Raw genomic sequence first — 26895 nt, 5'->3', positions numbered from 1 at the left:
CAAACTGGCCCGGATCGTATTCGCCCTGCTCAAAGGACAAAGCGAATATGAACCGAAAGCAGGCTGAGGGCTTTGCCTCAACCATAGAATCTCCCACAGTCAGGCGCGCCTGAATACAGCCGCTGCGGGAGCGGCGGCGCGACGATTCGACTTGTCCGCGACGGGGCCATCGGCCCCGTGCATCATTCAGCTTCGTCAGCCCCTCGATAGAACAGCGAATACCCCACCTGCCCCACCGCCTCGTTCAGCAACTGTCCGCTTTGCCAGATCGACTTGAACTCCGGCAACCAGCCGCCGAACGGCCGGGCGTTGTCCGTGCCAAGGAAGCCGACCGGCGCCGGCACCACCTCGAACCCGGCCTGCTCGAAACACCACACCGCCCGCGGCATGTGCCAGGCCTGGGTCACCACCGCGACGCGCTTGATGCCCTGGGGCAGCAGCACCTTGGCGCTGAGCACGGCGTTTTCCCAGGTCGTGCGGCTCTCGCCTTCCTGCCAGCGCACCGTCACCCCGAAATCGTCGCGTAGCGAATCGGCCATCAGCTTGGCTTCCGTCGGCGGCGTGCCGTAATGCAGGCCGCCGCTGGTCAGGATCGGCAGCCCCGAGGCCTTGGCCAGACGCGCCGCATATCGCTGCCGCTCAAGCCCGATGCCGGTCGGCTGATCCTCGCCCCAGGCCAGGTCGCCGCGCTCGCGCCCGGAACCCAGCACCACAATCGCGTCGGCGCGTTGCGAAAGCCCCGCCCAGGCCTCACGGGCCAGCGGCGGCTCGCGCTCCAGGGCCTTGGCGCCCCATTGCACGACCACCGGCAGGCTCATCAGCCACAAACCGCCCAGCCCCAGGGCGAAGCACAGCCCGGCCAGGCGCGGACGTGAGCGGCGCAGCCACCAGGCGACCAACAGCAGCAGGAAAAGGATGCCGGGCGGCAGCAGCAGTTGTTTGATGAAATAGCGAAAGGGCATCGGGCATCTCCAAAGATGCCCGCAGCCTAAGTGGGTTGATTCGACGCGACAACCTATAAGGTGGGATCCCGCTTGAAAAGATCCGCTTCTTGACCTGCCATGCGCTTACTTGGCCTGCAGGGTGCGGACCTTGACGGTCGCTCTGCCGGGCGCCTTGTCCTTGAGCCATATGACCTTGGCCGAAGGCACTGCATCGAGCTGTTTCACTGCCTGTGACAGACATCCGTGGGCTTCACGTTCACTGCGATCCAGGTAAGCCTTGACCAGATCGAACTCGGCGGGGCTCAAGCCGCGCAATTCCAGCTCCAGGGGGCGCTCGTCGCGCAGCCGTCCCGCGGTTCTCGCCGCGTCCAGGGCCATGCCCAGACGGTCGATCAACCGCTCGTACAACTCGGGTTTGGTTACGTTCTGTTGCTGTGACTCCACCATCCCTCACCTCATTGAAGATAAGACTCACTCCCCACTAAGGAGCTTAGCTTCGCTGCACAAACCGGCCGCACGCCGCGACCAACGGCCCCCGCAGCCGTTTTGCCCGGCCGGACGGGCGCAATCAGGGTTTCCCTAGGCCAAGCGCGGTCATGTATGCTACGGCGCTTCCTGTCACTCCACTTCCAGCCCGTCCGGGCCGCGAAACGCCAACTTGGCGTCACCCGCCCCCGATGTCGCATCGAAGAGGACTGGGCCACCCCTATCCAGTACAAAAGTAGCCATGCACGAACACTATCAGCCCCGTGAAATCGAAGCCGCCGCCCAGTCGTTCTGGGATGAGCACAAGTCCTTTGAAGTCAGTGAACAGCCAGGCAAGGAAACCTACTACTGCCTGTCGATGTTCCCTTACCCCAGCGGCAAGCTGCACATGGGGCACGTGCGCAACTACACCATCGGCGACGTGATCTCCCGCTACCAGCGCATGCAGGGCAAGAACGTCCTGCAGCCGATGGGCTGGGACGCGTTCGGCATGCCGGCGGAAAACGCCGCGATGAAGAACAACGTGGCGCCCGCCAAATGGACCTACGAAAACATCGCCTACATGAAGTCCCAGCTGCGCAGCCTGGGCCTGGCGGTGGACTGGTCGCGCGAAGTCACCACCTGCAAGCCGGACTACTACCGCTGGGAGCAGTGGCTGTTCACCCGCCTGTTCGAGAAGGGCGTGATCTACCGCAAGAACGGCACCGTGAACTGGGACCCGGTCGACCAGACCGTCCTGGCCAACGAGCAGGTGATCGACGGCCGCGGCTGGCGTTCCGGCGCGGTGATCGAAAAGCGCGAAATCCCGATGTACTACTTCAAGATCACCGCCTACGCGGATGAGCTGCTGGAGAGCCTCGACGAGCTGACCGGCTGGCCTGAACAGGTCAAGACCATGCAGCGCAACTGGATCGGCAAGTCCCGCGGGATGGAAGTGCAGTTCCCGTACAACGTCGATTCCATCGGCGAGACCGGCACCCTGAAGGTCTTCACCACCCGTCCTGACACCCTGATGGGCGCGACCTACGTCGCCGTGGCCGCCGAGCACCACCTGGCCGCCCTGGCCGCGCAGAACAACCCTGAGCTGCAGGCGTTCATCGCCGAGTGCAAGGCCGGCAGCGTCGCCGAAGCCGACGTCGCCACCCAGGAAAAGAAAGGCCTGCCCACAGGCCTGTTCGTCGAGCACCCGCTGACCGGCGAGAAACTGCCGGTGTGGGTCGCCAACTACGTGCTGATGCACTACGGCGACGGCGCGGTCATGGCCGTTCCGGCCCACGACGAGCGCGACTTCGAGTTCGCCCAGAAGTACAGCCTGCCGGTCAAGTCCGTGGTGCGCACCAGCGCCGGCGACACCAACCCGGCCCCGTGGCAGGACGCCTACGGCGAGCACGGCACGCTGATCAACTCAGGCGAGTTCGACGGCCTGGACTTCGCCGGCGCGTTCGACGCCATGGAAGTCGCCCTGATCAAGAAAAACCTCGGCGCCTCGCGCACCCAGTTCCGCCTGCGCGACTGGGGCATCAGCCGCCAGCGCTACTGGGGCTGCCCGATCCCGATCATCCACTGCGGCGCCTGCGGCGACGTGCCGGTGCCGGAAGACCAGTTGCCGGTCGTGCTGCCGGAAGACGTGGTGCCGGACGGCAACGGCTCGCCGCTGGCGCGCATGCCGGAATTCTACGAGTGCGCCTGCCCGAAATGCGGCCAGCCCGCCAAGCGTGAAACCGACACCATGGACACCTTCGTCGAGTCGTCCTGGTACTACGCCCGCTACGCCTCGCCGCACTTCGAAGGCGGCCTGGTGGAAAAATCCGCGGCCGACCACTGGCTGCCGGTGGATCAGTACATCGGCGGCATCGAGCACGCCATCCTCCACCTGCTGTACGCGCGCTTCTTCCACAAGCTGATGCGCGACGAAGGCCTGGTGAGCTCCAACGAGCCGTTCAAGAACCTGCTGACCCAGGGCATGGTGGTCGCCGAGACCTACTACCGCCGCGAAGCCAACGGCGCCTACACCTGGTTCAACCCGGCGGACGTCGAGCTCGAGCGCGACAGCAAGGCCAAGGTCATCAGCGCCAAGCTGATCGCCGACGGCCTGCCGGTGGAGATCGGCGGCACCGAGAAGATGGCCAAGTCGAAGAACAACGGCGTCGACCCGCAGTCGATGATCGACCAGTTCGGCGCCGACACCTGCCGCCTGTTCATGATGTTCGCCTCGCCGCCCGACATGAGCGCCGAATGGTCGGACTCCGGCGTGGAAGGCTCGCACCGCTTCCTCAAGCGCGTCTGGCGCCTGGCCCAGGCCCATATCGTCCAGGGCCTGCCGGGCAAGCTGGAGGTCGCCGCCCTGAACGACGAGCAGAAGGCCGTCCGCCGCTCGATCCACCAGGCCATCAAGCAGGCCAGCCACGACGTCGGCCAGAACCACAAGTTCAACACCGCCATCGCCCAGGTGATGACCCTGATGAACGTGCTGGAGAAAGCCGCCCAGGGCACCGAGCAGGACCGCGCCCTGATCCACGAAGGCCTGGAGACCGTGACGCTGCTGCTGGCGCCGATCACCCCGCACATCAGCCACGACCTGTGGAACCGCCTGGGCCACGCCGGCCCCGTGATCGACGCCGCCTGGCCTGCGCTGGACGAAAGCGCGCTGGTGCAGGACAGCCTGACCCTGGTGATCCAGGTCAACGGCAAGCTGCGCGGCCAGATCGAAATGCCGGCCAGCGCCACCCGCGAGGAGATCGAAGCCGCGGCCCGCGCCAACGAGAACGTGCTGCGCTTCGTCGACGGCCTGACGATCCGCAAAGTGATCGTGGTGCCGGGCAAACTGGTCAACATCGTCGCCAGCTAAATTGGATCGGGCGCCGGCTGCGGCCGGCGCCCTGTAAAACCTTTCGGGCCGCAGCATCGGCCCACACGGTTTCAAGGGGAGCAACACAATGATCAAACGCAATCTGCTGGTGATGGGCCTCGCGGTCCTGTTGAGCGCCTGCGGTTTCCACCTGCGCGGCACCGGCACCACCGAACTGGCGATCAAGGAACTCGACCTGAGCGCCCGCAACGCCTACGGCGAGACCGTGACCCAACTGCGCCAGGTGCTGGAGTCCAGCGGCGTCAAGGTGGTCTCCGGCGCGCCGTACAAGCTGTTCCTGGCCGACGAGCAGGAAAGCCAGCGCATCCTCAGCTATGCCGGCGCAGGCCGTACGGGCGAGTACCAGGTCAACACCGTGCTCAACTACGACATCCGCGGCGAGAACAACCTGCTGCTCAAGAGCGACAAGCTTGAAGTGCAGAAAGTGTTCATCCACGACGGCAACAACCTGGTGGGTTCCGACCAGGAAGCCAACGACGCCCGCCGCGAAACCCGCCGCGAGCTGGTTCAGCGCATGATGCTGCGCCTGCAGCAACTGACGCCGGCCCAGCTGGACGACCTGCAGCAGAAGGCCAACGCCCGCGCCAAGGCGGAAGCCGACGCGCTGGAAGCGGCGCAGAAGGCTGAGGCGGAGACTCCGCGTCAGTCGCCGCTCGAACTGCCGCAGCAGTAAGACGTCCGGGGCGCTCAGGCGCCCCGTTCGCTTTCTCTTATGAAGCTCGCTCCCGCCCAACTCGCCAAACACCTGCAAGGCACGCTGGCGCCGGTCTACGTCATCAGTGGCGACGACCCGCTGCTGTGCCAGGAAGCCGCCGACGCCATCCGCTCCGCCGCCCGCCGGCAGGGCTTCGACGAACGCCAGGTGTTCGCCGCCGACGCCAACTTCGATTGGGGCACGCTGCTGCTGGCCGGCGCCAGCCTGTCGCTGTTCGCCGAAAAGCGCCTGCTGGAACTGCGCCTGCCCTCGGGCAAGCCCGGTGACAAGGGCGCCGCCGCGCTCATCGAATACTGCTCGCGCCCGGCCGAAGACACCCTGCTGCTGATCAGCCTGCCCAAGCTCGACGGCAGCGCGCAGAAAACCAAGTGGGGCAAGGCCCTGGTCGAAGGTGCGCAGACCCAGTTCGTGCAGATCTGGCCGGTGGACGCCAACCAGCTGCCCAGCTGGATCCGCCAGCGCCTGTCCCAGGCCGGCCTGTCGGCCAGCCAGGACGCGGTGGAACTGATCGCCGCGCGGGTCGAGGGCAACCTGCTGGCCGCCGCCCAGGAAATCGAAAAGCTCAAGCTGATGGCCGAGGACGGGCAGATCACCGTCGAAACCGTGCAGGCGGCCGTGGCCGACAGCGCACGCTTCGACGTGTTCGGCCTGACCGACGCGATCCTCAACGGCGAAGCCGCCCACGCGTTGCGCATGCTCGAAGGCCTGCGCGGCGAAGGCGTCGAGCCGCCGGTGATCCTCTGGGCCCTGGCCCGGGAACTGCGCCTGCTGGCCAGCATCGCCCAGCAGTACAGCCAGGGCACGCCGCTGGACAAGGCCTTCAGCCAGTCCAAGCCGCCGGTCTGGGACAAGCGCAAGCCGCTGATGACCAAGGCCCTGCAACGCTACTCGGCCCAACGCTGGGCGCAACTGCTGCTCGAAGCCCAGCGCATCGATGCGCAGATCAAGGGCCAGGCACCGGGCTCGCCGTGGATGAGCCTGAGCCGGTTGTCATTGCTGATGGCCGGACAGCGCCTGCCGTTGCCTGCCGAATAAGTGCCGGACGTTGCGGCAAAGGCGCAAGCTTCCTCGCCGCAATGTTCATCACCGGACTGGACAGACCGCGAACATCGGCAGATCATCTGCCACGCAAAATCCCCCCTCAGAGAGTGACATCATGAGCAAAAAGCCATCGAAGCATGGCCACAACAAGGCCAAATCCATCATCGCCCAACCGCTGTTCCGCAGCCGCCAGGAACGCCCGGCCAAGGGCAAAGGCAGCTACCGCCGCGAAGCCTTCCAGTCTAAAAGCTGGGAGGCTTCTTACTTTCTGGCCGCGTGAAGCGCTTCACCCCTTTGCCATGTTAAGGTCTGCACCTGATTCACATCCTCTGGACCTGTGCATGCCCCTTTGCCTTACCCGTCGTTGGCCCGTGCGCCAATTGATCGCCGCCACCAGCTTCGTGTTGCTGGTCGCCTGCGCGGAGAAACCCACCGCCGCCGACGCGCAACCGCTCCAGACCGCCCCCGTGGCCACCGCCCCGGCCATCGTTCCGCCCGTCGTGCCTTCCGGTGACGACCTCGACCTGCAACCGACCCAAACCTTCGCCGAATGGCAGGCAGGCTTTCGCAAGGACGCCCTCGCCGCCGGGATCCGCGCCGACGTGTTCGACCGCGCCTTCGCCAACGTCAGCTTCGACGCCAGCGTGATCCGCGCCGACCGCAGCCAGCCGGAGTTCGCCCGGCCGGTGTGGGAATACCTCGACGGCGCGCTCTCGCCGCTGCGGGTGCGCAAGGGCCAAGCCCTGATCAATCAGTACGCCGGCATCCTGCAGAGCATCGAACAGCGCTATGGCGTGGACCGCCAGGCACTGGTGTCGGTGTGGGGGATGGAAAGCAACTTCGGCCAGTTCCAGGGCAACAAGTCGGTGATCAACTCACTGGCGACCCTGGCCTACGAAGGCCGCCGCCCGGGCTTTGCCCATGCGCAACTGATCGCCGCGCTGCAGATCCTGCAACAGGGCGACACCACGCCCGAGAAGATGCTCGGCTCCTGGGCCGGCGCCATGGGCCAGACCCAGTTCATCCCGACCACCTACAACACCCACGCGGTGGACTTCGACGGCGACGGCCGCCGCGACATCTGGGGCAGCCCGGCCGACGCCCTGGCCTCGACCGCGCATTACCTGCAAAGCTCCGGTTGGCAGCGCGGCCAGCCGTGGGGCTTTGAAGTGCAGCTGCCGAGCGGCTTCAACTACACCCTGGCTGACGGCGCGATCCGCAGGAGCGTCGCCGAGTGGCGCCAAATGGGCGTGATCCTGCCCAACGGCGGGCAAGCGCCGGCCGGTTCCGATCAGTTGTCCGCCGCCCTGCTGCTGCCGGCCGGCTACCGTGGCCCGGCGTTCCTGATCCTCGACAACTTCCGGGCGATCCTCAAGTACAACAACTCCTCGTCGTACGCCTTGGCGGTGGGTCTGCTGTCGGAGCGCTTCAACGGCGCCGGCCTGATCAGCGGCACCTGGCCCAAGGACGACCTGCCGCTGAGCCGCACCGAGCGGATCGAACTGCAGAACCTGCTAAGCGCACGCAACTACGACGCCGGCGCGGCGGACGGCATCATCGGCGCCAACACGCGCAAGGCGATCCGCAGCGCGCAACAGTCGTTCGGCTGGCCGGCGGACGGCTATCCGACGCACAAGCTGCTCGAAAGCCTGCGCGCCCAGTAAAAAGCATCGCGGGCAAGCCCGCTCCCACAGGGATCGCACTGAACCTGGTGGGAGCGGGCTTGCCCGCGAATACGCTCCGGCAGGCGCCGGATGCTTACTGCCTGACCACCACATCCTGCTCCAGCAGCAACTCTTGCTTCCCGGCGTCCAGCCGCACCAGCGCCCCCAGCGGCAAGGTCAGGTTCGGATCGCAATGCCCGCTGCGCCAGCCGGACAGCACTGGGATGCGCAGCGGTTCGAAGGTCTGCTTGAGCAACCGGTTCAGCGCAACGGTCTCTACCCCCGCCACATCCCCGACCAGCACACCGCGCAACTTGCGCAGGTGACCGGCCAGGCGCATCTGGGTCAGCAGCCGGTCAATGCGGTACAACGGCTCGTTGACGTCCTCGATCAACAGGATCACCCCTTCGGCGTCGATCTCGTAGGGCGTGCCCAGCGTGGATGCGATCATCGCCAAGTTGCCGCCCAGCAGCCGGCCATGGGCGATCCCCGGCTCGACGGTGGTCAACGGCCAGGCCGCCGGGTGGGCGATCACGCTGCCGGCCTGTAATTGGCCCCGCAGCATGGCAAAGAACGAAGTGACCGTCGGCGGCTCCTTGTCGCCCAGCAGGTCGGCGTTGAGCAGCGGCCCGTGAAAGGTCACGAACCCGGCGTAACGGCTGATGGCGAGGTGCAGCGCGGTGATGTCGCTGTAGCCGACGAACGGCTTGGCATGGCGCCCCAGCAGGTCGTAGTCGATGCGGTCGAGCAGGCGCGGCGTGCCGTAGCCGCCGCGCAGGCAGATGATCGCGTCGACCTCGGGATCGGCAAACGCGGCGTGCAGGTCATTGAGGCGCACCTCGTCGCTGCCGGCCAGGTAACCGTCCTTCTCATAGACGCCGGGAAAGATCCGCAGCCCGTAGCCCCGGGCGCGCATCCACTGCACCGCCTTGTCCGTGTCCAGCGTGCCCGGCCCTGCGGGCGCGATGACGCCGATCGTCCCTTCGGACGGCAGCGCCGGCACGGGTCGGTGCGGAAAAAGGGTGTGGGTCGGTCGAACGGTCATCCATGGATCTCCCTGCGTGAAGTCGTGAGCACACAGTAGTCAGGAACGGCGGCAAACAGAAGAGGCATTGTCAGCCATCGGTTGCGGGAAAAGTCTCTGTCGAGCATAGGCCAGGCAAAAAAACGCCCGCCGGGCGCTGGGGCGCGGCGGGCGATTTCGGGTCAGCGCCGGATCAGGAACCCAGCAGCTCGGCCTTGACCAGTTTCGCCTGCTCGTCGGCGTGGTAGGAGGAACGCACCAGCGGGCCGGAGGCGACGTTCTTGAAGCCCATCTTGTAGCCTTCCTCGGCGAACCAGGCGAAGGTGTCCGGGTGCACGAAGCGCTGCACCGGCAGGTGGCTGCGGGACGGCTGCAGGTACTGGCCCAGGGTCAGCATGTCGATGTCATGCTCGCGCATGCGCTTCATGACTTCGATCACTTCGTCGTCGGTCTCGCCCAGGCCCAGCATCAGGCCGGACTTGGTCGGGATGTGCGGCATCATCTGCTTGAAGCGCTGCAGCAGGGTCAGCGACCACTGGTAGTCGGAACCCGGGCGTGCGGCCTTGTACAGGCGCGGCACGGTTTCCAGGTTGTGGTTGAACACGTCCGGCGGCTCGGCGGCGGTGATTTCCAGGGCGATGTCCATGCGGCCGCGGTAGTCCGGCACCAGGGTCTCCAGCTGCACGTTCGGCGACAGCTTGCGGATCTCGCGGATGCAGTCGGCGAAGTGCTGGGCACCGCCGTCGCGCAGGTCGTCACGGTCCACCGAGGTGATCACCACGTACTTGAGGCGCAGGTCGGCGATGGCGATGGCCAGGCTTTCCGGCTCGTTGACGTCCAACGGCTTCGGACGGCCATGGCCGACGTCGCAGAACGGGCAGCGACGGGTGCAGATGTCGCCCATGATCATGAAGGTCGCGGTGCCGCCGGAGAAGCACTCGCCCAGGTTCGGGCAGGAGGCCTCTTCGCAGACGCTGTGCAGCTTGTGCTTGCGCAGCAGGGTCTTGATGCGCTCGACTTCCGGCGAAACCGGGATGCGCACGCGGATCCAGTCGGGCTTCTTGGGAAGCTCCGTGGTCGGGATGATCTTCACGGGGATGCGTGCGACCTTCTCGGCGCCGCGCAGCTTGACGCCGGCTTCGACCTTGGCACGCGGGGCCGGGCGCTCAGTGACATCGAGCGTCGGGATCATGGTTTGCACTGCATCAGTAGTCATATCAGTCGATTCCGCCCGTCAGGGTCGTCTGCTCAGCATAGTCGAGGTGTTTGACGAGCTGCGCGCGCAGCCGGGCACTTACCTCGGCAAATTCAATCGATCCTGCGTGGTCGCTCAGCTGGGTCATGGCCAGCCCGGCGTAGCCGCAGGGATTAATCCGTCGAAACGGCTCCAGGTTCATGTCCACGTTCAGGGCCAGGCCGTGAAAGGAACAGCCGTGGCGAATCCGCAGCCCCAGGGATGCGATCTTCGCCCCGTCGACATAGACGCCGGGAGCGTCGGGCTTGGCCGCTGCGGTCACGCCGTAGCTGGCCAGCAGTTCGATCAGGCATTGCTCCATGCGCGTGACCAGGTCCCGAACGCCGAAACCCAGCTTGCGCACGTCCAGCAGCAGGTAGGCCACCAGTTGGCCGGGGCCGTGGTAGGTCACCTGCCCGCCCCGGTCCACCTGCACCACCGGAATGTCGCCCGGCAGCAGCAGGTGTTCGGCCTTGCCGGCCTGGCCCTGGGTGAACACCGGCGGGTGCTCGACGAGCCAGACTTCGTCCGCGGCATCGCTGCCGCGTTCGTTGGTGAAGCGCTGCATGGCATGCCAGACCGGCTCGTAAGCCATCTGGCCGAGTTCGCGAAAGCCCAGCGTGCCCGGCATCACAGCACCATGTGCACGAAACCGGTCGCCCGCAGTTCGCTGTTGATGTTGTACAGCTGATCCTGGTCGGTCGCCACGATGTGCAACTGGATGGTGGTGTACTTGCCGTTGCTGCTTTGACGCTCGTCCACACGCTCATCGTTGATCTTGGCGTATTTGCGGACGATGTCGATGATCTTGTCCTTGTTGCCCACGCCGGTGTCGCTGATCACCTTGACAGGATAGTCCGTGACAGGAAATTCGATCTTTGGCGCCTTTACTTGGGTATCGCTCATGGCGTAACGGCCTCGCAAGCCGTGCCAACGAGCATGGCCCCGCTCCGGGTTCGGGGCGGGGCCATGCAGGTCAACACTGGGATCAGTTGAACAAGCCGTAGAAGAATAGACGGATGCTATCCCACATGCGGCGGAAGATACCACCCTCCTCGACAGCGTCCAGGGCGATCAGGTCGGCGCTGTGCACCACCTTGTCGTCCAGTTTCACTTCGACTTTACCGATCACGTCGCCCTTGGCGATCGGCGCGGTCAGTTGCGGGTTCATGGTCATGCTGGCGGCGAGCTTCTTCAGCTGGCCTTTCGGCAGGGTCATGGTCAGGTCCTGGGCCAGGCCGGCCCTGACCTGACCGGTGGTGCCCTTCCAGACCGGCGCCTGGGCCAGTTCGGTGCCCTTCTGGTAGAAGGTCTGGGTTTCGAAGAAGCGGAAACCGTAGGTCAGCAGCTTCTGGGTCTCGGCGGCGCGGGCCACTTCGCTGTTGGTGCCGAACACCACCGCGATCAGGCGCATGCCGTCGCGCACGGCCGAGGACACCATGCAGTAGCCGGCTTCGTCGGTGTGGCCGGTCTTCAGGCCGTCGACGGTCTTGTCGCGCCACAGCAGCAGGTTGCGGTTAGGCTGCTTGATGCCGTTCCAGAAGAACTCCTTCTGGGAGTAGATGGCGTAGTGCGCCGGGTCTTCGTGGATGATCGCGCGGGCCAGGATCGCCATGTCATGGGCCGACGAGTAGTGCTCAGGGTTGGGCAGGCCGGTCGGGTTCATGAAGTGGGTGTTGGTCATGCCCAGGTCGGCGACGGTCTTGTTCATCAGGTCGGCGAACGCGTCTTCGCTGCCGGCGATGTGCTCGGCCACCGCGACGCTGGCGTCGTTGCCCGACTGGATGATGATGCCGTGCAGCAGGTCGCTGACGGTCACCTGGGAGCCGACCTTGATGAACATCCGCGAACCGCCGGTGCGCCAGGCGTTCTCGCTGACGGTCACCGGATCGTTCTCGCCGATCTGGCCGCGACGGATCTCCAGCGTGGCGATGTACGCGGTCATCAGCTTGGTCAGGCTGGCCGGCGGCAGGCGCTGGTCACCGTTGTTCTCCACCAGCACGTTGCCGCTGCTGGCGTCCATGAGCACGTAGGATTTGGCGGCCAGTTGCGGCGGCGACGGCATCATCTCGGCCGCGAAGGCGGCAGGCGAGAGGAGCAGCGGGACTAGCAGGCACAGGCGTTTGGCAAAGGTGGTGATGTTCATCCGTCTCTCGAAATCGCTAATGGAAACTGCCCTTGCGGGCAAAACTAATCAGATGGCCTTCTCATCGGGCCATCGCGTGTTCAGTTGCTCACTCCAGTCACCCTTGCCGGGCTTTTGTTCTTCGACGAGCCAACAACCTGGTCCACCCCCCGAAACCGCAAGTGAACCGTCAATCAAGTCCTACGTTTTTTACTCGGTGACCACGCTCGGCGAACCGAGGTTGGCCAGGCGCACGCTGTTCTGCACCTGGGCGATCTCACCCGGCGATCCGATCGGCCCCAGCCGCACCCGGTGCAGGGTCTGCTGATTGCGCACGATCGAACTGATGAACACCGGAGCGCTCACCATCCCGCTGAGCTTCGACCTCAGGAGTTCTGCAGCGTCCGGGTTGGCGAACGCGCCCACCTGCAGATACTGGCCAGACGCTGTTGCAGAAGCGTTTTTTTTTGCATCGAGCTGAACCGGCACGACGGCCGCGGCGTGCTGCTGCGGCGGAGGCGTCCACTGCTCGACGGTGCCGGCCGAAGCCGTGATCGCCGGGGCGGCATTCTGCGCCACTTGCGGCTCGTTGAGCATCAGAGGCGCCGGACGGCCCTTGGCGGCCCACCACTGCTGCGGGTCGATGCCTTCGACCTTGACCCGCGCGGTGCCGATTTCGGCGTAGCCGAGCTTCTTGGCGGCCGCGTAGGACAGGTCGATGATCCGGTCCGAATAGAACGGCCCGCGGTCATTGACCCGCAGGATCACGCTCTTGTTGTTGTCCAGGTTGGTCACCCGCACATAGCTGGGCAGCGGCAGGGTCTTGTGCGCGGCGCTCATGCCGTACAGGTCGTACACCTCGCCGTTGGCGGTGTTCTGGCCGTGGAACTTGGTGCCGTACCAGGACGCGGTGCCCTGGGCGACGTAGGTCTTGGATTCCTGCAGCGGGAAGTAGGTCTTGCCCAGCACCGTGTACGGGTTGGCCTTGTAGGGGCCGGTGTGCAGGGTCGGCGTGGCGTCCGGGATGCGCGACACGTCGACGTCCCACCACGGCGCGCCGTCCTTGTGGGCCCGGTTGATGTCCAGGCCCGGCTGCGAGCGGACGCTGTTGGAGGCGGACTTCTGAGCGGGCGAACGGCTGGTCGAGCAACTGGCGACCAGCACCGCCAACGCAGCGAATGCCACCAGCTTCAGGGGTTTGTTGATAGGCAATGCCCGCATTACTTGACGCCCCGTGCTTGTACCAGCTGTTCAGACAGTTGATGTACGGCCATGGCGTACATCACGCTGCGGTTATAACGCGTGATCGCGTAGAAATTCTTCAGGCCCATCCAGTATTCGGGGCCGTTGTCGCCTTCGAGGCGGAACGCGGTGACCGGCATGTCGTCGCGCAGCGCATCATGACTCGACCAGCCCAGCCCCCGCAACTCCCCGACGGTTTTCGTCGGCTCGATGCCGGCGGTCAGACCTTCGTCCACCTGCTCGCCCCGCACGTCCGCCCGGCTCACCACCGGTTCACCGGCGACCCAGCCGTGACGCTTGAAATAGCTGGCGACGCTGCCGATCGCATCGTCCGGGTTGTTCCAGATGTTGATGTGGCCGTCGCCGTCGAAATCCACCGCATAGGCGCGGAAACTGCTCGGCATGAACTGCGGCAGGCCCATGGCGCCGGCGTAGGAGCCCTTGAGCGTCAACGGGTCGACCTGTTCCTCACGGGCCAGCAGGAGGAACTCGCGCAGCTCCTTGCGGAAAAACTCGGCACGGGGAGGATAGTCGAATCCGAGGGTGGACAAGGCATCGATCACCCGGAAATTGCCGGTATTGCGTCCGAAAAAGGTCTCAACGCCGATGATCGACACGATCACCTGGGCCGGAACGCCGTATTCCTGCTCGGCGCGGGCCAGGGTGGCCTCGTGCTGGCGCCAGAAGTCCACCCCGCGGGCGATGCGCGCGTCGGTGAGGAACATCGGCCGGTATTCCTTCCATTGCTTGACCCGCTCGGCGGGCTTGGAAATGGCATCGAGGATCGACTGCTTGCGCTCGGCCTCGCGGAACACCGCCATCAGCTGCTCGCCGGCGAAACCGTAGTCGCGGGTCATCTCGCCGACGAACTCGGCCACCTGGGGCGAGCCCTCGTAATCACCGGCCAGCGCTTCCTGCGCGCCGCCAAGGATGCCCACCAGGCCGACCCACGGCATGTGCCGGGTCGCCCAGCCACGCATTGCTTGCATTGAACTGTTCACCTTATTCAAACCTGTGCGATCCACTTGCGGTGGGTATGGATCGACATCAAAACCCCAAACGCTGACAGCAGCGTCACCAGCGAAGTTCCTCCGTAGCTAATGAACGGCAACGGCACCCCCACCACCGGCAGCAGGCCGCTGACCATGCCGATGTTGACGAACACATAGACGAAGAACGTCATGGTCAGCGCACCGGCCAGCAGCTTGCCGAACAGCGTCTGCGCCTGGGCGGTGATCACCAGCCCGCGGCCGATCAGCAGCAGGTAGATCAGCAGCAGCGCGCAGATCCCCACCAGGCCGAACTCTTCGCCCAGCACCGCAATGATGAAGTCGGTGTGGCTTTCCGGCAGGAAGTCCAGGTGCGACTGGGTGCCCAGCAGCCAGCCCTTGCCGAACACGCCGCCGGAACCGATGGCGGCCTTGGACTGGATGATGTTCCAGCCGGTGCCCAGCGGGTCGCTTTCCGGGTCGAGGAAGGTCAGGATCCGCTGCTTCTGGTAGTCGTGCATGATGAAGAACCACATGGCGACCGCCACCGGCACGGCCGCGGCCAGCACGCTGAGGATCCAGCGCCAGCGCAGGCCGCCCATGAACAGCACGAACGCACCGCCGGCCAGGATCAGCAGCGAGGTGCCCAGATCCGGCTGGCGCACGATCAGCACGAACGGCACGCCGATCAGCAGCAGGCTGATGCCCACATGCTTGAGCTGCGGCGGCAGCGTGCGTTTGGACAGGTACCAGGCGATGGTCGCCGGCATCAGGATCTTCATGAACTCGGACGGCTGGAAGCGGATCACCCCGGGGATGTTGATCCAGCGCGTGGCGCCCATGGCGTTGTGGCCCATGATGTCCACCACCATCAGCAGCACCACCCCGACCACGTAGCCCAGCGGCACCCAGCGCGCCATGAACCGCGGCTCGAACTGGGCGATGACGATCATCGACACCAGGCCGATGCCGAACGAAGTGGCCTGCTTGCCCAGCAGGTCCCAGCTCTTGCCGCTGGCCGAATACAGCACGAACAGGCTGCCGGCGGCCAGGATCAGCAGCAGCACCAGCAACGGGCCGTCGATGTGCAGGCGTTGCAGCAGCGTCGCGCGGCGACGCATCACATCCTCGCTGGAGAGCATGCGATCGAAATTATTCTTCACGGGCCGTAGCCTCCGCACTGATAGGGCTGGCGTATTCGGCCTTCAACCGTCCGTCCTGATCCAGAAGCCAGGCATCCATGACCTGACGCACCACCGGCGCCGCGACGCCGGAGCCGGACTCACCGTTCTCGACCATCACCGACACCACGATCCTGGGATCGTCCGCCGGGGCGAAGCCCACGAACAAGGCGTGGTCGCGGTGGCGCTCCTGCACCTTGGAGCGGTCGTACTTCTCGCCCTGCTTGATCGCGACCACCTGGGCCGTACCCGACTTGCCGGCGATCCGGTACTGGGCGCCGATGGACGCCTTGCGCGCGGTGCCCCGGGCACCGTGCATCACCTGCTGCATGCCGTGGTTGACCTTGGCCCAGTCCGACGGGTCGCGCAGGACGATGTCCGGCATCGGATTCTCGTCCTTGGGCTTCTCGCCCTCGATGGTCTTGGCCAGGTGCGGGCGGTTCCACACGCCCTTGTTGGCCACCAGCGCCGTGGCCTGGGCCAGTTGCAGCGGCGTGGACTGCATGTAGCCCTGGCCGATCCCCAGGATCAGGGTCTCGCCGGGGAACCAGGCCTGACGGCGGGTCGCCCGCTTCCACTCGCGGGACGGCATCAGGCCGGGAGATTCTTCGAACATGTCCAGCGAGACCTTCTGGCCGATGCCGAACTTGTTCATGTAGGCGGACAGCCGGTCGATGCCCAGCTTGTGCGCCAGGTCATAGAAGTAGGTGTCGTTGGAACGCATGATCGCCGTGTCCAGGTCCACGAAGCCGTCACCTGTGCGGTTCCAGTTGCGGTACTTGTGATCGTAGTTGGGCAGCATGTAGTAGCCCGGGTCGAACACCCGGCTGGTCGCCGTCACTACGCCCGCGTCGAGGCCGGCGATGGCCACCGCCGGCTTGATGGTCGAGCCCGGCGGGTACAGGCCGCGCAGCACGCGGTTGAACAGCGGCCGGTCGATGGAGTCGCGCAGCTCGGCATAGGCCTTGAAGCTGATGCCGGTGACGAACAGGTTCGGGTCGAAGCTCGGCTGGCTGACCATCGCCAGCACCTCGCCGGTGCGCGGATCCAGCGCCACCACGGCGCCGCGGCGGCCGCCCAGCGCCGCTTCGGCAGCTTCCTGCAGCTTGATGTCGAGGCTCAGGACGATGTCCTTGCCCGGCACCGGATCGGTGCGCTTGAGCACCCGCAGTACGCGGCCCCGGGCGTTGGTCTCGACTTCCTCGTAACCCACCTGGCCGTGCAGCTCGGCCTCGTAGAAGCGCTCGATGCCGGTCTTGCCGATGTGGTGGGTGCCGCTGTAGTTGACCGGGTCGAGGGTCTTGAGCTCTTTCTCGTTGATCCGCCCCATGTAGCCCACCGAGTGCGCGAAATGCGCGCCCTGGGGATAGTGGCGGACCAGCTGCGCGACCACTTCCACGCCCGGCAGGCGGAACTGGTTCACCGCGATCCGGGCGATCTGCTCCTCGGTCAGCTCGAACAGGATCGGCACCGGCTCGAACGGCCGGCGCCCCTGGCGCATGCGTTTCTCGAAGATCACCCGGTCTTCGGGCGTCAGCTCCAGTACTTCGACGATCACGTCGAGCACCTGCTGCCAGTCGCCGGAGCGCTCGCGGGTCATGCTCAGGCTGAAGCTGGGGCGGTTGTCCGCCACCACCACGCCGTTGCGGTCGAAGATCAGGCCGCGGGTCGGCGGGATCGGCTGGACGTGGACGCGGTTGTTCTCCGACAGCGTCGAGTGGTACTCGTACTGGATCACCTGCAGGTAATACAGCCGCGCAATCAGCACGCCGATCAGCATGACGATCGCAATGGCCCCGAACACGACGCGGCTGCGCACCAGACGTGCGTCTTTTTCGTGGTCCTTGATGCGGATCGGCTGAGACATGAGGGCTGGATTACTTGTGGTAAGGGTGGCCGGACAGCACGGTCCAGGCACGGTACAGCTGTTCGCCGATGAGGATGCGCACCAGCGGGTGCGGCAAGGTCAACGGCGACAGCGACCAGCGCTGGTCGGCCCGGGCGCAGACTTCCGGCGCCAACCCTTCCGGGCCGCCGACCATGAAGTTGACGGTGCGCGAGTCCAGCCGCCAGCGGTCCAGTTCGACCGCCAGCTGCTCGGTGCTCCACGGCTTGCCGTGGACTTCGAGGGTGACGATCCGCTCGTTCTGCCCGACCTTGGCCAGCATGGCTTCGCCTTCCTGACGGATGAAACGGGCCACGTCGGCATTCTTGCCACGGGTATTGAGCGGAATTTCCACCAGTTCCAGCGCCAGCTCGGACGGAAGACGCTTGGCATACTCATGCCAGCCTTCTTCCACCCACTTGGGCATGCGTGAACCGACGGCGATCAGTCGCAGTCGCACAGCGCTTACCTTACTGCTGGTCTTTGTTGAGCTTGGCGAAATGCTCGTGGGTGTTTTCCGGGCTGTGGTGCTTGGCGTCGGCCGCACGGCTCTGCTCGGCACCGGCCCACAGGCGCTCCAGGTCGTAGAACTGACGGGCCGAGGCGGTCATCATGTGCACGATCACCAGGTCCAGGTCCAGCAGCACCCAGTCGCTGTCGCCCTTGCCTTCTTCGCCCAGCGGACGGGCGCCGTTCTTCTTGACCTCTTCGCGGACCTTTTCCAGCATCGCGTTGATCTGGCGGTTGGAGGTACCGGTCGCGATCACCATGTAGTCGGTGATGCTCTGCTTGTCGCGCACGTCGATGACCTGGATGTCCTGGGCCTTGACGTCTTCCAGGGCCGCCACGGCGACCTTGACCAGCTCGTCGCCCTTCAGCGGCTCGGCGCTCACGGTCGGCTCCGGCAGCGGGGCACTCTTGAACGTGCCTTTGCGCTTGATTTTGTTTACGTCGTTGTTGGTCATATAAAACTCGTTTTGCTCATGTGTTCGGCGGTTCGGGATACGCCGGTGCGTATCAGTGAAGCACGCCTTGTTCAGTTCGACGCACGGTACAGACCGTGCGCATCGATGTAGGCCAGGACCGCGTCGGGCACCAGGAAACGTACCGACTTACCGCTGGCCAGCAGTTGACGGATCTGGGTGGCGGACACCGCGAGCGGTGTCTGCCAGACGAATGCAATCTGTCCGCTCGGCCCCTTGAGGGCCTGCGGGTCGCTCACCGAGCGCGCCGCCAGCAGGTTGCGCAAGGCATCCGGCGGCTCGCTGTCGGCGTCCGGGCGCTGAAGCACCAGGATGTGGCAATGCTGGAGCAGTTCGCTCCAGCGGTGCCAAGTGGGCAGGCCGCAAAACGCGTCCCAGCCCAAAAGCAGGAAAACCTGGGTCTCCGCGGCCATTTCGGCGCGCATCGACTCCAGGGTGTCGATGGTCCAGGACGGCTTGTCCCGCTGCAGTTCGCGGGCGTCCACCACCAGCGGCGGCACGCCGGCCACCGCGCATTCGACCATCGCCAGCCGGTCCTGCGCCGACACCTGCGGCGCATCGCGGTGCGGCGGCCGGGCGCTGGGCGTCAGGCGCAGCTCGTCGAGGCCCAGGGCATCGGCGACTTCCAGCGCACCGCGCAGATGGCCGACGTGCACCGGGTCGAACGTGCCGCCCAGTACGCCGATGCGCCGGGGTCGGGATTCGCTGGCGGGCAGCGGCGCTTTAGGGTCGAGGTCGGACAAGTCAGACCGTCGCCTGGCCGCGCAACTGGCCATCACCGACCACGATGTACTTCTCGCAGGTCAGGCCTTCGAGACCCACCGGGCCGCGGGCGTGCAGCTTATCAGTAGAAATGCCGATCTCGGCACCCAATCCGTATTCGAAACCGTCGGCGAAGCAGGTCGGGGTGTTGATCATCACCGACGCCGAGTCGACTTCCGCCACGAACCGACGGGTGTCGGCAAGGTGCTCGCTGACGATCGAATCGGTGTGGTGGGAGCCGTAATGGTTGATGTGCTCGATGGCCTGGTCCAGGCCGTCGACGACGCGCACCGACAGGATCGGCGCCAGGTACTCGGTGCTCCAGTCGTCTTCGGTGGCCGCCACCGCGTCGATGATCGCGCGGGTGCGCTCGCAACCGCGCAGCTCGACGCCCTTCTCGCGAAAGCGGGCGGCCATCGACGGCAGGAAGTCCTTCGCGACGGCCTGGTCGACCAGCAGGGTCTCCATGGCGCCGCAGATGCCGTAGCGGTAGGTCTTGGCGTTGAAGGCGATGCGCTCGGCCTTGGCCAGATCGGCGTGCTCGCCGACGTAGACGTGGCAGATGCCGTCCAGGTGCTTGATCACCGGCACCCGGGCATCGCGGCTGATGCGCTCGATCAGGCCACGGCCGCCGCGCGGCACGATCACATCGACGTGTTCGGGCATGGCGATCAGCGCGCCGACGGCGGCGCGGTCGGTGGTCTCGACCACCTGCACCACGGCGGGCGGCAGGTCGGCTTCGGCCAGGCCGCGCTGGATGCAGGCGGCGATGGCGCGGTTGGAGTGGATCGCCTCGGAACCGCCGCGCAGGATGGTCGCGTTGCCGGACTTCAGGCACAGGCTCGCGGCGTCGATGGTCACGTTCGGCCGGGACTCGTAGATGATCCCGATCACGCCCAGCGGCACGCGCATCTTGCCGACCTGGATGCCCGACGGACGGAAGCTCATGTCCCGGATCGCACCCACGGGATCGGGCAATGCCGCCACCTGGCGCAGGCCGGTGATCATGCCGTCGATGCGCGCCGGGGTCAGTTCCAGACGTTCCAGCAGCGCCGGCTCCAGGCCGTTGGCGCGACCGGCGGCCAGGTCCTGTTCGTTGGCTGCCGCAAGCTCGGCGCGGGCGGCGTCCAGGGCATTGGCGGCAGCCAGCAGGGCGCGGTTCTTCTGCGCGGTGCCGGCACGGCCGATGACCCGGGACGCTTCGCGGGCGGCGCGACCCAATCGGGTCATGTAGTCAAGAACGGACTCAGTCATGGTCTGCTGGGGTCTTGGCAAAGAGGAAAGCGGCAGATTATAGCTGTCGCGTCCCGGGACTAACAGCGGTGACGGGCGGATGGTCGAAATCGCTTTGGATTTGCCGACGTTCAGCCGTGATTAAGATCCAAATTGTTATCATCGCGCCCTCCCGAGCCTGGATGAACGCCGCCCGCCATGTCCAACCTGACCGTTCCCCTCCCCGCCGCGCCCCGGCCCGCCGGCCTTGCGGACGCCTTCTTCGACCGCGACGCCCAGACGCTGGCGCAGGACCTGTTGGGCAAAGTCATCCGCCACCGGGTCGGCGACCTGTGGCTCAGCGCCCGGATCATCGAGACCGAGGCCTATTACTGCGAAGAAAAAGGCAGCCACGCCTCCCTCGGCTACACAGAAAAGCGTAAGGCTTTGTTTCTGGACGGCGGGCACATCTATATGTACTACGCCCGCGGCGGCGATTCGCTGAACTTCAGCGCCCAGGGGCCCGGCAACGCGGTGCTGATCAAATCCGCCTATCCGTGGGTCGATGAGATCAGCGGGCCGGCCAGCCTGGCGCAGATGCTGCTGAACAACCCCGACGCCCAGGGCCGGCCGCGCCCGTCGCAAAAGCTCTGCGCCGGGCAGACCTTGCTGTGCAAGGCGCTGGGGCTGAAGGTGCCGGTGTGGGACGCCAAGCGTTTCGACCACGACGTGCTGCTGGTGGAAGACACCGGCCCGGCTCCGACCCACATCATCCAGACCACCCGGCTGGGCATTCCCCACGGGCGCGACGAGCATTTGATGTACCGCTTCGTCGACGCCGCCTACGCGCAGTGGTGCACCCGGAACCCGTTGCGTCGCGGGCAGGTCGAAGGGCGCGATTACTATTTGCTGCCTTGAATATGCCGGGATCCCGGACAGGCAATGCCCTGTGGGAGCGGGCTCGCGCCTACAAGGATTCTCATGAAATGGATGGAGTGATATGCAATGGGCCAATGGCTCGATAGCGTGACCGGATGGCTGGCGGCCAACCCGCAGTGGCTGGCGGCGGCGGTGTTGATCATCGCGTTCGTGGAGTGCCTGGCGATCGCCGGGATCATCGTGCCGGGCACCGTGCTGCTGTTCACCGTGGCGGTGCTGGCCGGCAGCGGCGCGCTGCCCTTGAGCGAAACCCTGCTGCTGGGCTTTCTCGGCGGGATTCTGGGCGACGCCGTTTCCTATTACCTGGGCCGCCACTTCCACCAGAACATCCGGCGCCTGCCCGGGCTGCGCCACCATCCGGAGTGGATGGCCGGGGCCGAGACCTACTTCCAGCGCTACGGCATCGCCAGCCTGCTGGTGGGCCGGTTCATCGGCCCGCTGCGGCCCATGCTGCCGATGGTCGCCGGCATGTGCGACATGCCCTTCCCGCGCTTCGCCGCCGTGAGCCTGCTGGCCGCCGCCGGCTGGAGTGTCGCCTATCTGCTGCCGGGCTGGGCCACGGGTGCGGCGATCCGCCTGCCGCTGCCCGAAGGTTTCTGGCTGCAGGCCGGCATCGTCGCTGGCAGCATCGCCGCGATGGTGGGCCTGAGCGCCAACAGCAGCCTGCGCCGCCATCGCCGCGCGACCGTCTGGATCGGCGGCATGAGCCTGCTGATCCTGATCGGCCTGTTCATCGGCTACCCCTACCTCACCGCCCTGGATCGGGGCGTGATGACGCTGATCCAGGAACACCGGCAGCCGGCCCTGGACGAAATCGCCGTCACCTTCACGCTGATCGGCGAGTTCCGCAACATGCTGCTGTTCAGCGCCTTGTTCACCGGCCTGTTGCTGCTGATGCGCCAATGGCGCCATGCGATATTCGTCGGCGGCACCCTGCTCGTCACCGCGCTGGCCAACACCGCCACCAAGCATTTCTTCGCCCGGCTGCGCCCCGAGGTGCTGACCGATCCGCTGACCAGCTACAGCATGCCCAGCGGCCATGCCTCGGGCTCGTTCGCGCTGTTCCTGACCCTCGCGGTGCTCGCCGGGCGCGGCCAGCCGCCGCGGATGCGCCTGACCTGGCTGCTGCTCGGCTGTCTGCCGGCCATGGCCATCGCCCTGTCGCGGGTGTACCTGGGGGCGCACTGGCCGACCGACGTGCTGGCCGGTGCGATGCTGGCGGCGTGCGTGTGCGCGGCGGGGCTGTGGCTGATCCAGCGGCAGACGCCGCTCGGGCCGATGCCGCAGAAAGTCTGGTGGCTGGTGCTGCCGGCGCTGGTGGCGCTGTTCGGCCTGTTCGTCATGCGCCACCTGCCCCACGTCATGCTGCGCTACGCCTACTGACCTTCAGGCGCTGCCCCTCAAGCGCTGCCCCTCAAGCAAACAGCTCGCCTTGCAGCTCATCGAGCAGCGCCTGGATCGCGTCCAGCCGCTGCTGTGGGTCGTCGAGCTGGAGCAGGTCCAGCTTGTCCGCCTCGGCGAACGGCAGCAGGTAGGCCAGCTGATTGGCCAACGACTGCTGCCCCGCCGCGTGGGTGCCCATGTCCAGCGCCTCGACCATCGGGTGTTCGGCCAGCGCCTTGAGCAAGGCCACCAGATCCGCGTCCTCGTCCTGCAGCGGTTGCTCGGGCTCGTCGTCCAGCCATTCGATGTCGGCGACGAGCAACTGGTCGCGCTGCACCTCGCTGCGCAGCACCCGGAAGCGCCGCCCGCCCTGCACGCGGATGCCCAGCAGGCCGTTGTCCTGCTGCTGGAAATCGGTGATGCGCGCCTCGCAGCCGACCCGGGCGAAGCCTTCCGGCGCGGCGCCGACCTCGTCGCCGTCGAGGATGCACACCACGCCGAAGCCTGCGCCCTGTTTCATGCAGCGGCCGATCATGTCCAGGTAGCGCGCCTCGAAGATCTGCAAGTCGAGGTTGCAGCCGGGAAACAGCACTGTGTTCAGCGGGAAAAGCGGCAGACTCATAGCCATATCCTTACACCACCATCGACACCGCCAACGGCAGGAACACCGCCGTGGCCACGCCCATCAGACTCATCGCCAGCGCCGCGAAGGCGCCGCACTCATCGCTTTCCTGCAACGCCACCGACGTGCCCACCGCATGCGCCGTCATGCCCAGCGCCATGCCGCGCGCCTCGGGGCTGCGCACGCCGAGGCGGTCGAGCAGCGCCGGGCCGAAGATCGCGCCGATAACCCCGGTGATCAGCACGAACACCGCCGCCAGCGCCGCCACGCCGCCGATCTGCTCGGCCACCAGCATGGCGATCGGCGAGGTCACCGACTTGGGCGCCATGGTCATGAGGATCATGCGGTCGGCGCCGAACCACCAGCCCAGCGCCACGCCCATGCCGGTGGCGACCACGCCGCCTATCACCAGCGTAGTAAAGATCGGCCAGAACAATTGGCGGATGCGCCGCAGGTTCAGGTACAGCGGCACCGCCAGCGCGACGGTCGCCGGCCCCAGCAGGATGCTGAGGATCTCGGTGCTCTTGCGGTACTCGGCGTAGGACAGGCCGCAGCCGACCAGCACGCCGATCACCAGCAGCATCGACACCAGCACCGGTTGCAGGAAGATCCAGCGGGTCTTCTCGAACGCCGCCAGCACCAGTTGATAGGCCCCCAGGGTGACGCCGATGCCGAACAGCGGATGGTGGATCACCGACGCCCAGGCGCCTTGCCAGTCGAACAGCATCAGGACTCCTCCGTGCCGGCGGCGTGACGCTTGACCAGGCGCTGCATCAGCACCCCGGCGAACGCCATGGACAGGATCAGCGACACCACCAGCGCGCCGACGATGGCCCAGAAATCCGCGGCGATGGCGCCGGCGTACACCATCACCCCCACCGCCGGCGGCACCAGCAGCAACGGCAGGTAACGCAGCAGGCTGCCGGCGGCCAGGCTCAGCGGCTCGCCGACCTCGCCGCGCACGATGAGGAACCCCAGCAACAGCAGCAGGCCGATGATCGGCCCCGGCAGCACCGGCAACAGCAAATGGTTGAGCGCCGTGCCGAGCAATTGGAACAGCACCAGCCAGGTCAGGCCACGTAGCAACATCCGACATCTCCGTCCGACCGCCCGCCAAGCACGGGCGGGGCATTATAAGCATGCGGCGCCTATGCACAGGCATTCGCCAAAAGCATGGCAGGTTGACCGGAGCAAATCGCCATGATGATCTACAGTGGTTCGCAGGGCGGTCATGCCCCCCACCTGAAAAACGATAAAACCGATGAACCCAAGGAGAGTCTCAATGCCCTATGTTCCCGTTGCAGAGCTCAAAGATTATGTCGGCAAGGAACTCGGACGTTCCGAATGGCTCACCATCGATCAGGAGCGCATCAACCTGTTCGCCGAAGCCACAGGGGATTTCCAGTTCATCCACGTCGACCCGGTCAAAGCCGCGCAAACGCCATTTGGCAGCACCATCGCACACGGATTCCTGACGCTGTCGCTGATGCCCAAACTGATGGAAGACATCCTGATCCTGCCCCAGGGCGTGAAGATGGTGGTCAACTACGGGCTGGACAGCGTGCGTTTCATCCAGCCGGTCAAGGTCGACTCCAAGGTCCGGCTCAAGGTCGACCTGGTTGACGTGACCGAGAAGAAACCCGGCCAGTGGCTGCTCAAGGCCAACGCCACCCTGGAGATCGAAGGCTCGGAAAAACCGGCCTACATCGCCGAACCGCTGTCGCTCTGCTTCGTCTGAGCACCGGGATGCGAAGCGGCTCACGCCGTTTCGCATCCGCCCCGCCTCCCGGCTGTATATGGTCACCCGGCTGCGGCATACTCGGTCGCCTAATTGCCCGGAACCCGCCATGCGCTCACTTGTGTCCCTTGCCCCGATTGCCCCCCTTGCCCTGGCCCTGATGCTCACCGCCTGCGGCGATGGCGAATCGCTGCTGCCGGCCGATGCGCACCTGCCGGACGGCGGGCGCTACCGCGGCGAGCTGGTCAACGGCCTGCTGCAGGGCCAGGGCCGGGTCGACTACCCCAACGGCAGCTGGTACGCCGGCGCGTTCGACAAGGGCCAGTGGCACGGTCAGGGCGAGTGGCACGGCAGCAACGGCGAGGTCTACCGCGGCCAGTTCCGGCAGGGCCTGTTCGACGGCCAGGGCACCCTGACCACCCACGGCAGCAGCTACACCGGCGGCTTCAAGCTGGGCCGGCGCGACGGCGAAGGCACCCTGAAGGAAAACGCCATGACCTACCGCGGCGAGTTCAAGGCCGACCAGTACGCAGGGCTCGGCCGCCTCGAACTCGACGACGGCAGTTCCTACCAAGGCCAGTTCGCCAACGGCAAGCCCAACGGCGAAGGCCAGCGCGGCGACGCCAGCGGCAATCAGTTCACCGGTCGGTTCGTCAACGGCCAGCTGGAAGGCAACGGCACTTTCAACAGCGCCGACGGCGACATCTATGTCGGCGGCTTCAAGAACAACCAACTGCACGGCAAGGGCCGCTACGAGAACGCCGACGGCGACGTGTGGCTCGGCCAGTTCAAGGAAGGCGCGCTGACCGGCAAGGGCGAACTGATCGGCGCCGACGGCAGCCATTACACCGGTGACTTCAACGACTGGCGCTTCAGTGGCCAGGGCCGCCTGAACCTGTCCGACGGCAGTTTCTACATCGGCCAGTTCGACAGCGACAGCTACGCCGGGCGCGGTACCCTGGTGCTCACCGACGGCACCGTCCTGAGCGGCACCTGGGTCAACGGCCAGCGGGTGCGCGACGCCGACGGCAAGCTGTTGCCCGACACCCTCGAACTGGGTCTGCTGGCCCAGGGCCGGCTGCTCGACGACGCCCTGGGCAACGTGCCCGCCTCGACCCCGGCCGTGGAGCTGTACACCCTGACCTTGGGCGGCGACGGCAAGCAGAGCGTGTTCCTGCGCGAGTCCGACTACGTCGCCAACATGCTCGCCAGCCGTTTCGGCGCCCGCGGCCAGATCCGCCTGGTCAACCACCGCGACCACCTCGGCGACCGGCCGATGGCCACCCGCGAGAACCTGCGCCGCGCCGCCCAGACCTTGGCCGAACGCAGCGGCCCGGAAGACCTGGTGTTCATCTACCTCACCAGCCACGGCACCGCCGAGCACGAACTGGTGCTCGACCAGCCGCGCATGGAACTGGCCGACCTGCCCGCCGACGAACTGGCCGCCGTGCTGGCGCCGCTGAAGAACCGCGACAAGGTCATCGTCATTTCCGCGTGCTATTCCGGCGGCTTCATTCCGGCGCTCAAGGACGAACGCACGCTGATCATGACCGCCTCGCGCGCCGACCGCGTGTCGTTCGGCTGTTCGGAGGAAGCCAACTTCACCTACTTCGGCGACGCGCTGTTCGCCCAGGCGCTGAACCAGACCGACGACCTGGAGCAGGCCTTCAAGCTGGCCAAGGCCACCGTCGCCGAACGGGAGCTGGCGGACAATTTCGAGGCGTCGGAGCCACAGATCTGGGCACCGAAAACCGTGCTGTCGCACTGGCAGCAGCTGCGCAAGCAACAGGCCAGAAAAGCGTTGCAGAGTGCTGCATTGAACGACGGGGCGACAAAGAGCAACTAAGCTGAACAGTA

Annotated in this window: 27 protein-coding genes; 9 read left to right on the top strand and 18 right to left on the bottom strand. The window is 66.0% G+C overall.

Going from position 1 to position 26895, the window contains the following annotated elements; genetic code table 11:
- Positions 1–182: 182 nt before the first annotated feature.
- Entirely contained in the window at positions 183–962 is a 780-nt protein-coding gene (locus tag CAG31_RS24425) for a YdcF family protein (RefSeq protein ID WP_085586005.1), read from the bottom strand.
- A 105-nt stretch (positions 963–1067) separates the two neighbouring features.
- Positions 1068–1391, bottom strand: coding sequence for a hypothetical protein (locus CAG31_RS24420; RefSeq protein WP_085586003.1), 324 nt, complete (start codon positions 1389–1391; stop codon positions 1068–1070).
- A 280-nt stretch (positions 1392–1671) separates the two neighbouring features.
- Here CAG31_RS24420 and leuS point away from each other — a divergent pair, with 280 nt between their 5' ends.
- The 5 genes from leuS to CAG31_RS24395 all read left to right on the top strand — a co-directional run bounded on the left by leuS (position 1672) and on the right by CAG31_RS24395 (position 7719).
- Positions 1672–4278, top strand: coding sequence for a leucine--tRNA ligase (leuS, locus tag CAG31_RS24415; protein ID WP_085586001.1), 2607 nt, complete (start codon positions 1672–1674; stop codon positions 4276–4278).
- Between the two features lie 88 nt (positions 4279–4366).
- Complete coding sequence (gene lptE, locus CAG31_RS24410) at positions 4367–4972, top strand: LPS assembly lipoprotein LptE (RefSeq protein ID WP_085585999.1); 606 nt, start codon at positions 4367–4369, stop codon at positions 4970–4972.
- Positions 4973–5011: 39 nt separating this feature from the next.
- A complete protein-coding gene (gene holA / locus CAG31_RS24405) occupies positions 5012–6049 on the top strand; it encodes a DNA polymerase III subunit delta (protein ID WP_085585997.1) in 1038 nt (345 codons plus the stop codon).
- Positions 6050–6170: 121 nt separating this feature from the next.
- Entirely contained in the window at positions 6171–6335 is a 165-nt protein-coding gene (gene arfA, locus CAG31_RS24400; protein WP_085585995.1) for an alternative ribosome rescue factor ArfA, read from the top strand.
- A gap of 61 nt (positions 6336–6396) precedes the next feature.
- Positions 6397–7719: a lytic murein transglycosylase gene (locus CAG31_RS24395; RefSeq protein WP_085585993.1), complete on the top strand. Its 1323-nt coding sequence runs from the start codon at positions 6397–6399 to the stop codon at positions 7717–7719.
- Positions 7720–7813: 94 nt separating this feature from the next.
- Here the strand turns inward: CAG31_RS24395 and CAG31_RS24390 are convergent, their stop codons facing one another.
- From CAG31_RS24390 to CAG31_RS24330, 13 genes are all read right to left on the bottom strand, one after another.
- Complete coding sequence (locus tag CAG31_RS24390) at positions 7814–8764, bottom strand: LD-carboxypeptidase (protein ID WP_085585991.1); 951 nt, start codon at positions 8762–8764, stop codon at positions 7814–7816.
- Between the two features lie 172 nt (positions 8765–8936).
- Positions 8937–9959 (bottom strand): lipoyl synthase, encoded by a 1023-nt coding sequence (lipA, locus tag CAG31_RS24385; protein WP_085585989.1) that lies wholly within the window; start codon positions 9957–9959, stop codon positions 8937–8939.
- Between the two features lies 1 nt (position 9960).
- On the bottom strand, positions 9961–10608 hold the full coding sequence (lipB, locus tag CAG31_RS24380; protein WP_085585987.1) for a lipoyl(octanoyl) transferase LipB: 648 nt from the start codon (positions 10606–10608) through the stop codon (positions 9961–9963).
- Positions 10608–10883, bottom strand: a complete 276-nt coding sequence (locus tag CAG31_RS24375) for a DUF493 domain-containing protein (RefSeq protein WP_085585985.1) — start codon at positions 10881–10883, stop codon at positions 10608–10610. The genes lipB and CAG31_RS24375 overlap by 1 nt, the downstream gene beginning before the upstream one ends.
- An 82-nt stretch (positions 10884–10965) precedes the next feature.
- Positions 10966–12123 carry a D-alanyl-D-alanine carboxypeptidase family protein gene (locus CAG31_RS24370; protein WP_085585983.1) on the bottom strand — a complete coding sequence of 386 codons (1158 nt, stop codon included), beginning with the start codon at positions 12121–12123 and terminating at the stop codon, positions 10966–10968.
- Positions 12124–12312: 189 nt separating this feature from the next.
- A complete protein-coding gene (locus tag CAG31_RS24365; protein ID WP_085585981.1) occupies positions 12313–13323 on the bottom strand; it encodes a septal ring lytic transglycosylase RlpA family protein in 1011 nt (336 codons plus the stop codon).
- Positions 13323–14333, bottom strand: a complete 1011-nt coding sequence (gene mltB, locus CAG31_RS24360; protein ID WP_085585979.1) for a lytic murein transglycosylase B — start codon at positions 14331–14333, stop codon at positions 13323–13325. Before mltB ends, CAG31_RS24365 begins: the two co-directional genes overlap by 1 nt.
- A gap of 17 nt (positions 14334–14350) precedes the next feature.
- The gene (gene rodA, locus CAG31_RS24355; RefSeq protein ID WP_085586018.1) at positions 14351–15454 is read right to left on the bottom strand and encodes a rod shape-determining protein RodA; all 1104 of its coding nucleotides are present in this window, start codon (positions 15452–15454) and stop codon (positions 14351–14353) included.
- A 31-nt stretch (positions 15455–15485) separates the two neighbouring features.
- A complete protein-coding gene (gene mrdA, locus CAG31_RS24350; protein WP_085585977.1) occupies positions 15486–17381 on the bottom strand; it encodes a penicillin-binding protein 2 in 1896 nt (631 codons plus the stop codon).
- 10 nt (positions 17382–17391) lie between these two features.
- On the bottom strand, positions 17392–17859 hold the full coding sequence (rlmH, locus tag CAG31_RS24345; protein WP_009051038.1) for a 23S rRNA (pseudouridine(1915)-N(3))-methyltransferase RlmH: 468 nt from the start codon (positions 17857–17859) through the stop codon (positions 17392–17394).
- A 10-nt stretch (positions 17860–17869) separates the two neighbouring features.
- A complete protein-coding gene (gene rsfS / locus CAG31_RS24340; protein WP_085585975.1) occupies positions 17870–18364 on the bottom strand; it encodes a ribosome silencing factor in 495 nt (164 codons plus the stop codon).
- A 71-nt stretch (positions 18365–18435) separates the two neighbouring features.
- On the bottom strand, positions 18436–19125 hold the full coding sequence (nadD, locus tag CAG31_RS24335; RefSeq protein WP_170930002.1) for a nicotinate-nucleotide adenylyltransferase: 690 nt from the start codon (positions 19123–19125) through the stop codon (positions 18436–18438).
- 1 nt (position 19126) lies between these two features.
- Positions 19127–20398, bottom strand: a complete 1272-nt coding sequence (locus CAG31_RS24330) for a glutamate-5-semialdehyde dehydrogenase (RefSeq protein WP_085585971.1) — start codon at positions 20396–20398, stop codon at positions 19127–19129.
- A 177-nt stretch (positions 20399–20575) separates the two neighbouring features.
- Here CAG31_RS24330 and CAG31_RS24325 point away from each other — a divergent pair, with 177 nt between their 5' ends.
- Both CAG31_RS24325 and CAG31_RS24320 read left to right on the top strand, forming a co-directional pair.
- Positions 20576–21274: a DNA-3-methyladenine glycosylase gene (locus CAG31_RS24325; protein WP_085585969.1), complete on the top strand. Its 699-nt coding sequence runs from the start codon at positions 20576–20578 to the stop codon at positions 21272–21274.
- Between the two features lie 87 nt (positions 21275–21361).
- On the top strand, positions 21362–22678 hold the full coding sequence (locus CAG31_RS24320) for a bifunctional DedA family/phosphatase PAP2 family protein (protein WP_085585967.1): 1317 nt from the start codon (positions 21362–21364) through the stop codon (positions 22676–22678).
- Between the two features lie 31 nt (positions 22679–22709).
- Here CAG31_RS24320 and CAG31_RS24315 read toward each other — a convergent pair whose 3' ends face one another.
- Genes CAG31_RS24315 through CAG31_RS24305 form a run of 3 tightly spaced genes read right to left on the bottom strand, consistent with a single transcriptional unit; the run spans position 22710 to position 24389 of the window.
- Complete coding sequence (locus CAG31_RS24315; protein ID WP_085585965.1) at positions 22710–23300, bottom strand: LON peptidase substrate-binding domain-containing protein; 591 nt, start codon at positions 23298–23300, stop codon at positions 22710–22712.
- Positions 23301–23310: 10 nt separating this feature from the next.
- Positions 23311–24027, bottom strand: a complete 717-nt coding sequence (locus CAG31_RS24310) for an LrgB family protein (RefSeq protein ID WP_085585963.1) — start codon at positions 24025–24027, stop codon at positions 23311–23313.
- Positions 24027–24389 carry a CidA/LrgA family protein gene (locus CAG31_RS24305; protein WP_085585961.1) on the bottom strand — a complete coding sequence of 121 codons (363 nt, stop codon included), beginning with the start codon at positions 24387–24389 and terminating at the stop codon, positions 24027–24029. The genes CAG31_RS24310 and CAG31_RS24305 overlap by 1 nt, the downstream gene beginning before the upstream one ends.
- A gap of 193 nt (positions 24390–24582) precedes the next feature.
- Between CAG31_RS24305 and CAG31_RS24300 the strand changes: the two genes are divergently transcribed.
- Both CAG31_RS24300 and CAG31_RS24295 read left to right on the top strand, forming a co-directional pair.
- Positions 24583–25038, top strand: a complete 456-nt coding sequence (locus tag CAG31_RS24300; RefSeq protein ID WP_085585959.1) for a MaoC family dehydratase — start codon at positions 24583–24585, stop codon at positions 25036–25038.
- 109 nt (positions 25039–25147) lie between these two features.
- Complete coding sequence (locus tag CAG31_RS24295; protein ID WP_085585957.1) at positions 25148–26884, top strand: C13 family peptidase; 1737 nt, start codon at positions 25148–25150, stop codon at positions 26882–26884.
- Positions 26885–26895 lie beyond the last annotated feature (11 nt).

It is taken from the genome of Pseudomonas sp. R25(2017), assembly GCF_002112565.1.
Lineage (GTDB): Bacteria > Pseudomonadota > Gammaproteobacteria > Pseudomonadales > Pseudomonadaceae > Aquipseudomonas > Aquipseudomonas ekonensis.
The sequence above is the reverse complement of the archived record's forward strand: the minus strand, read 5'-3'. Positions and strand labels throughout refer to the sequence as shown.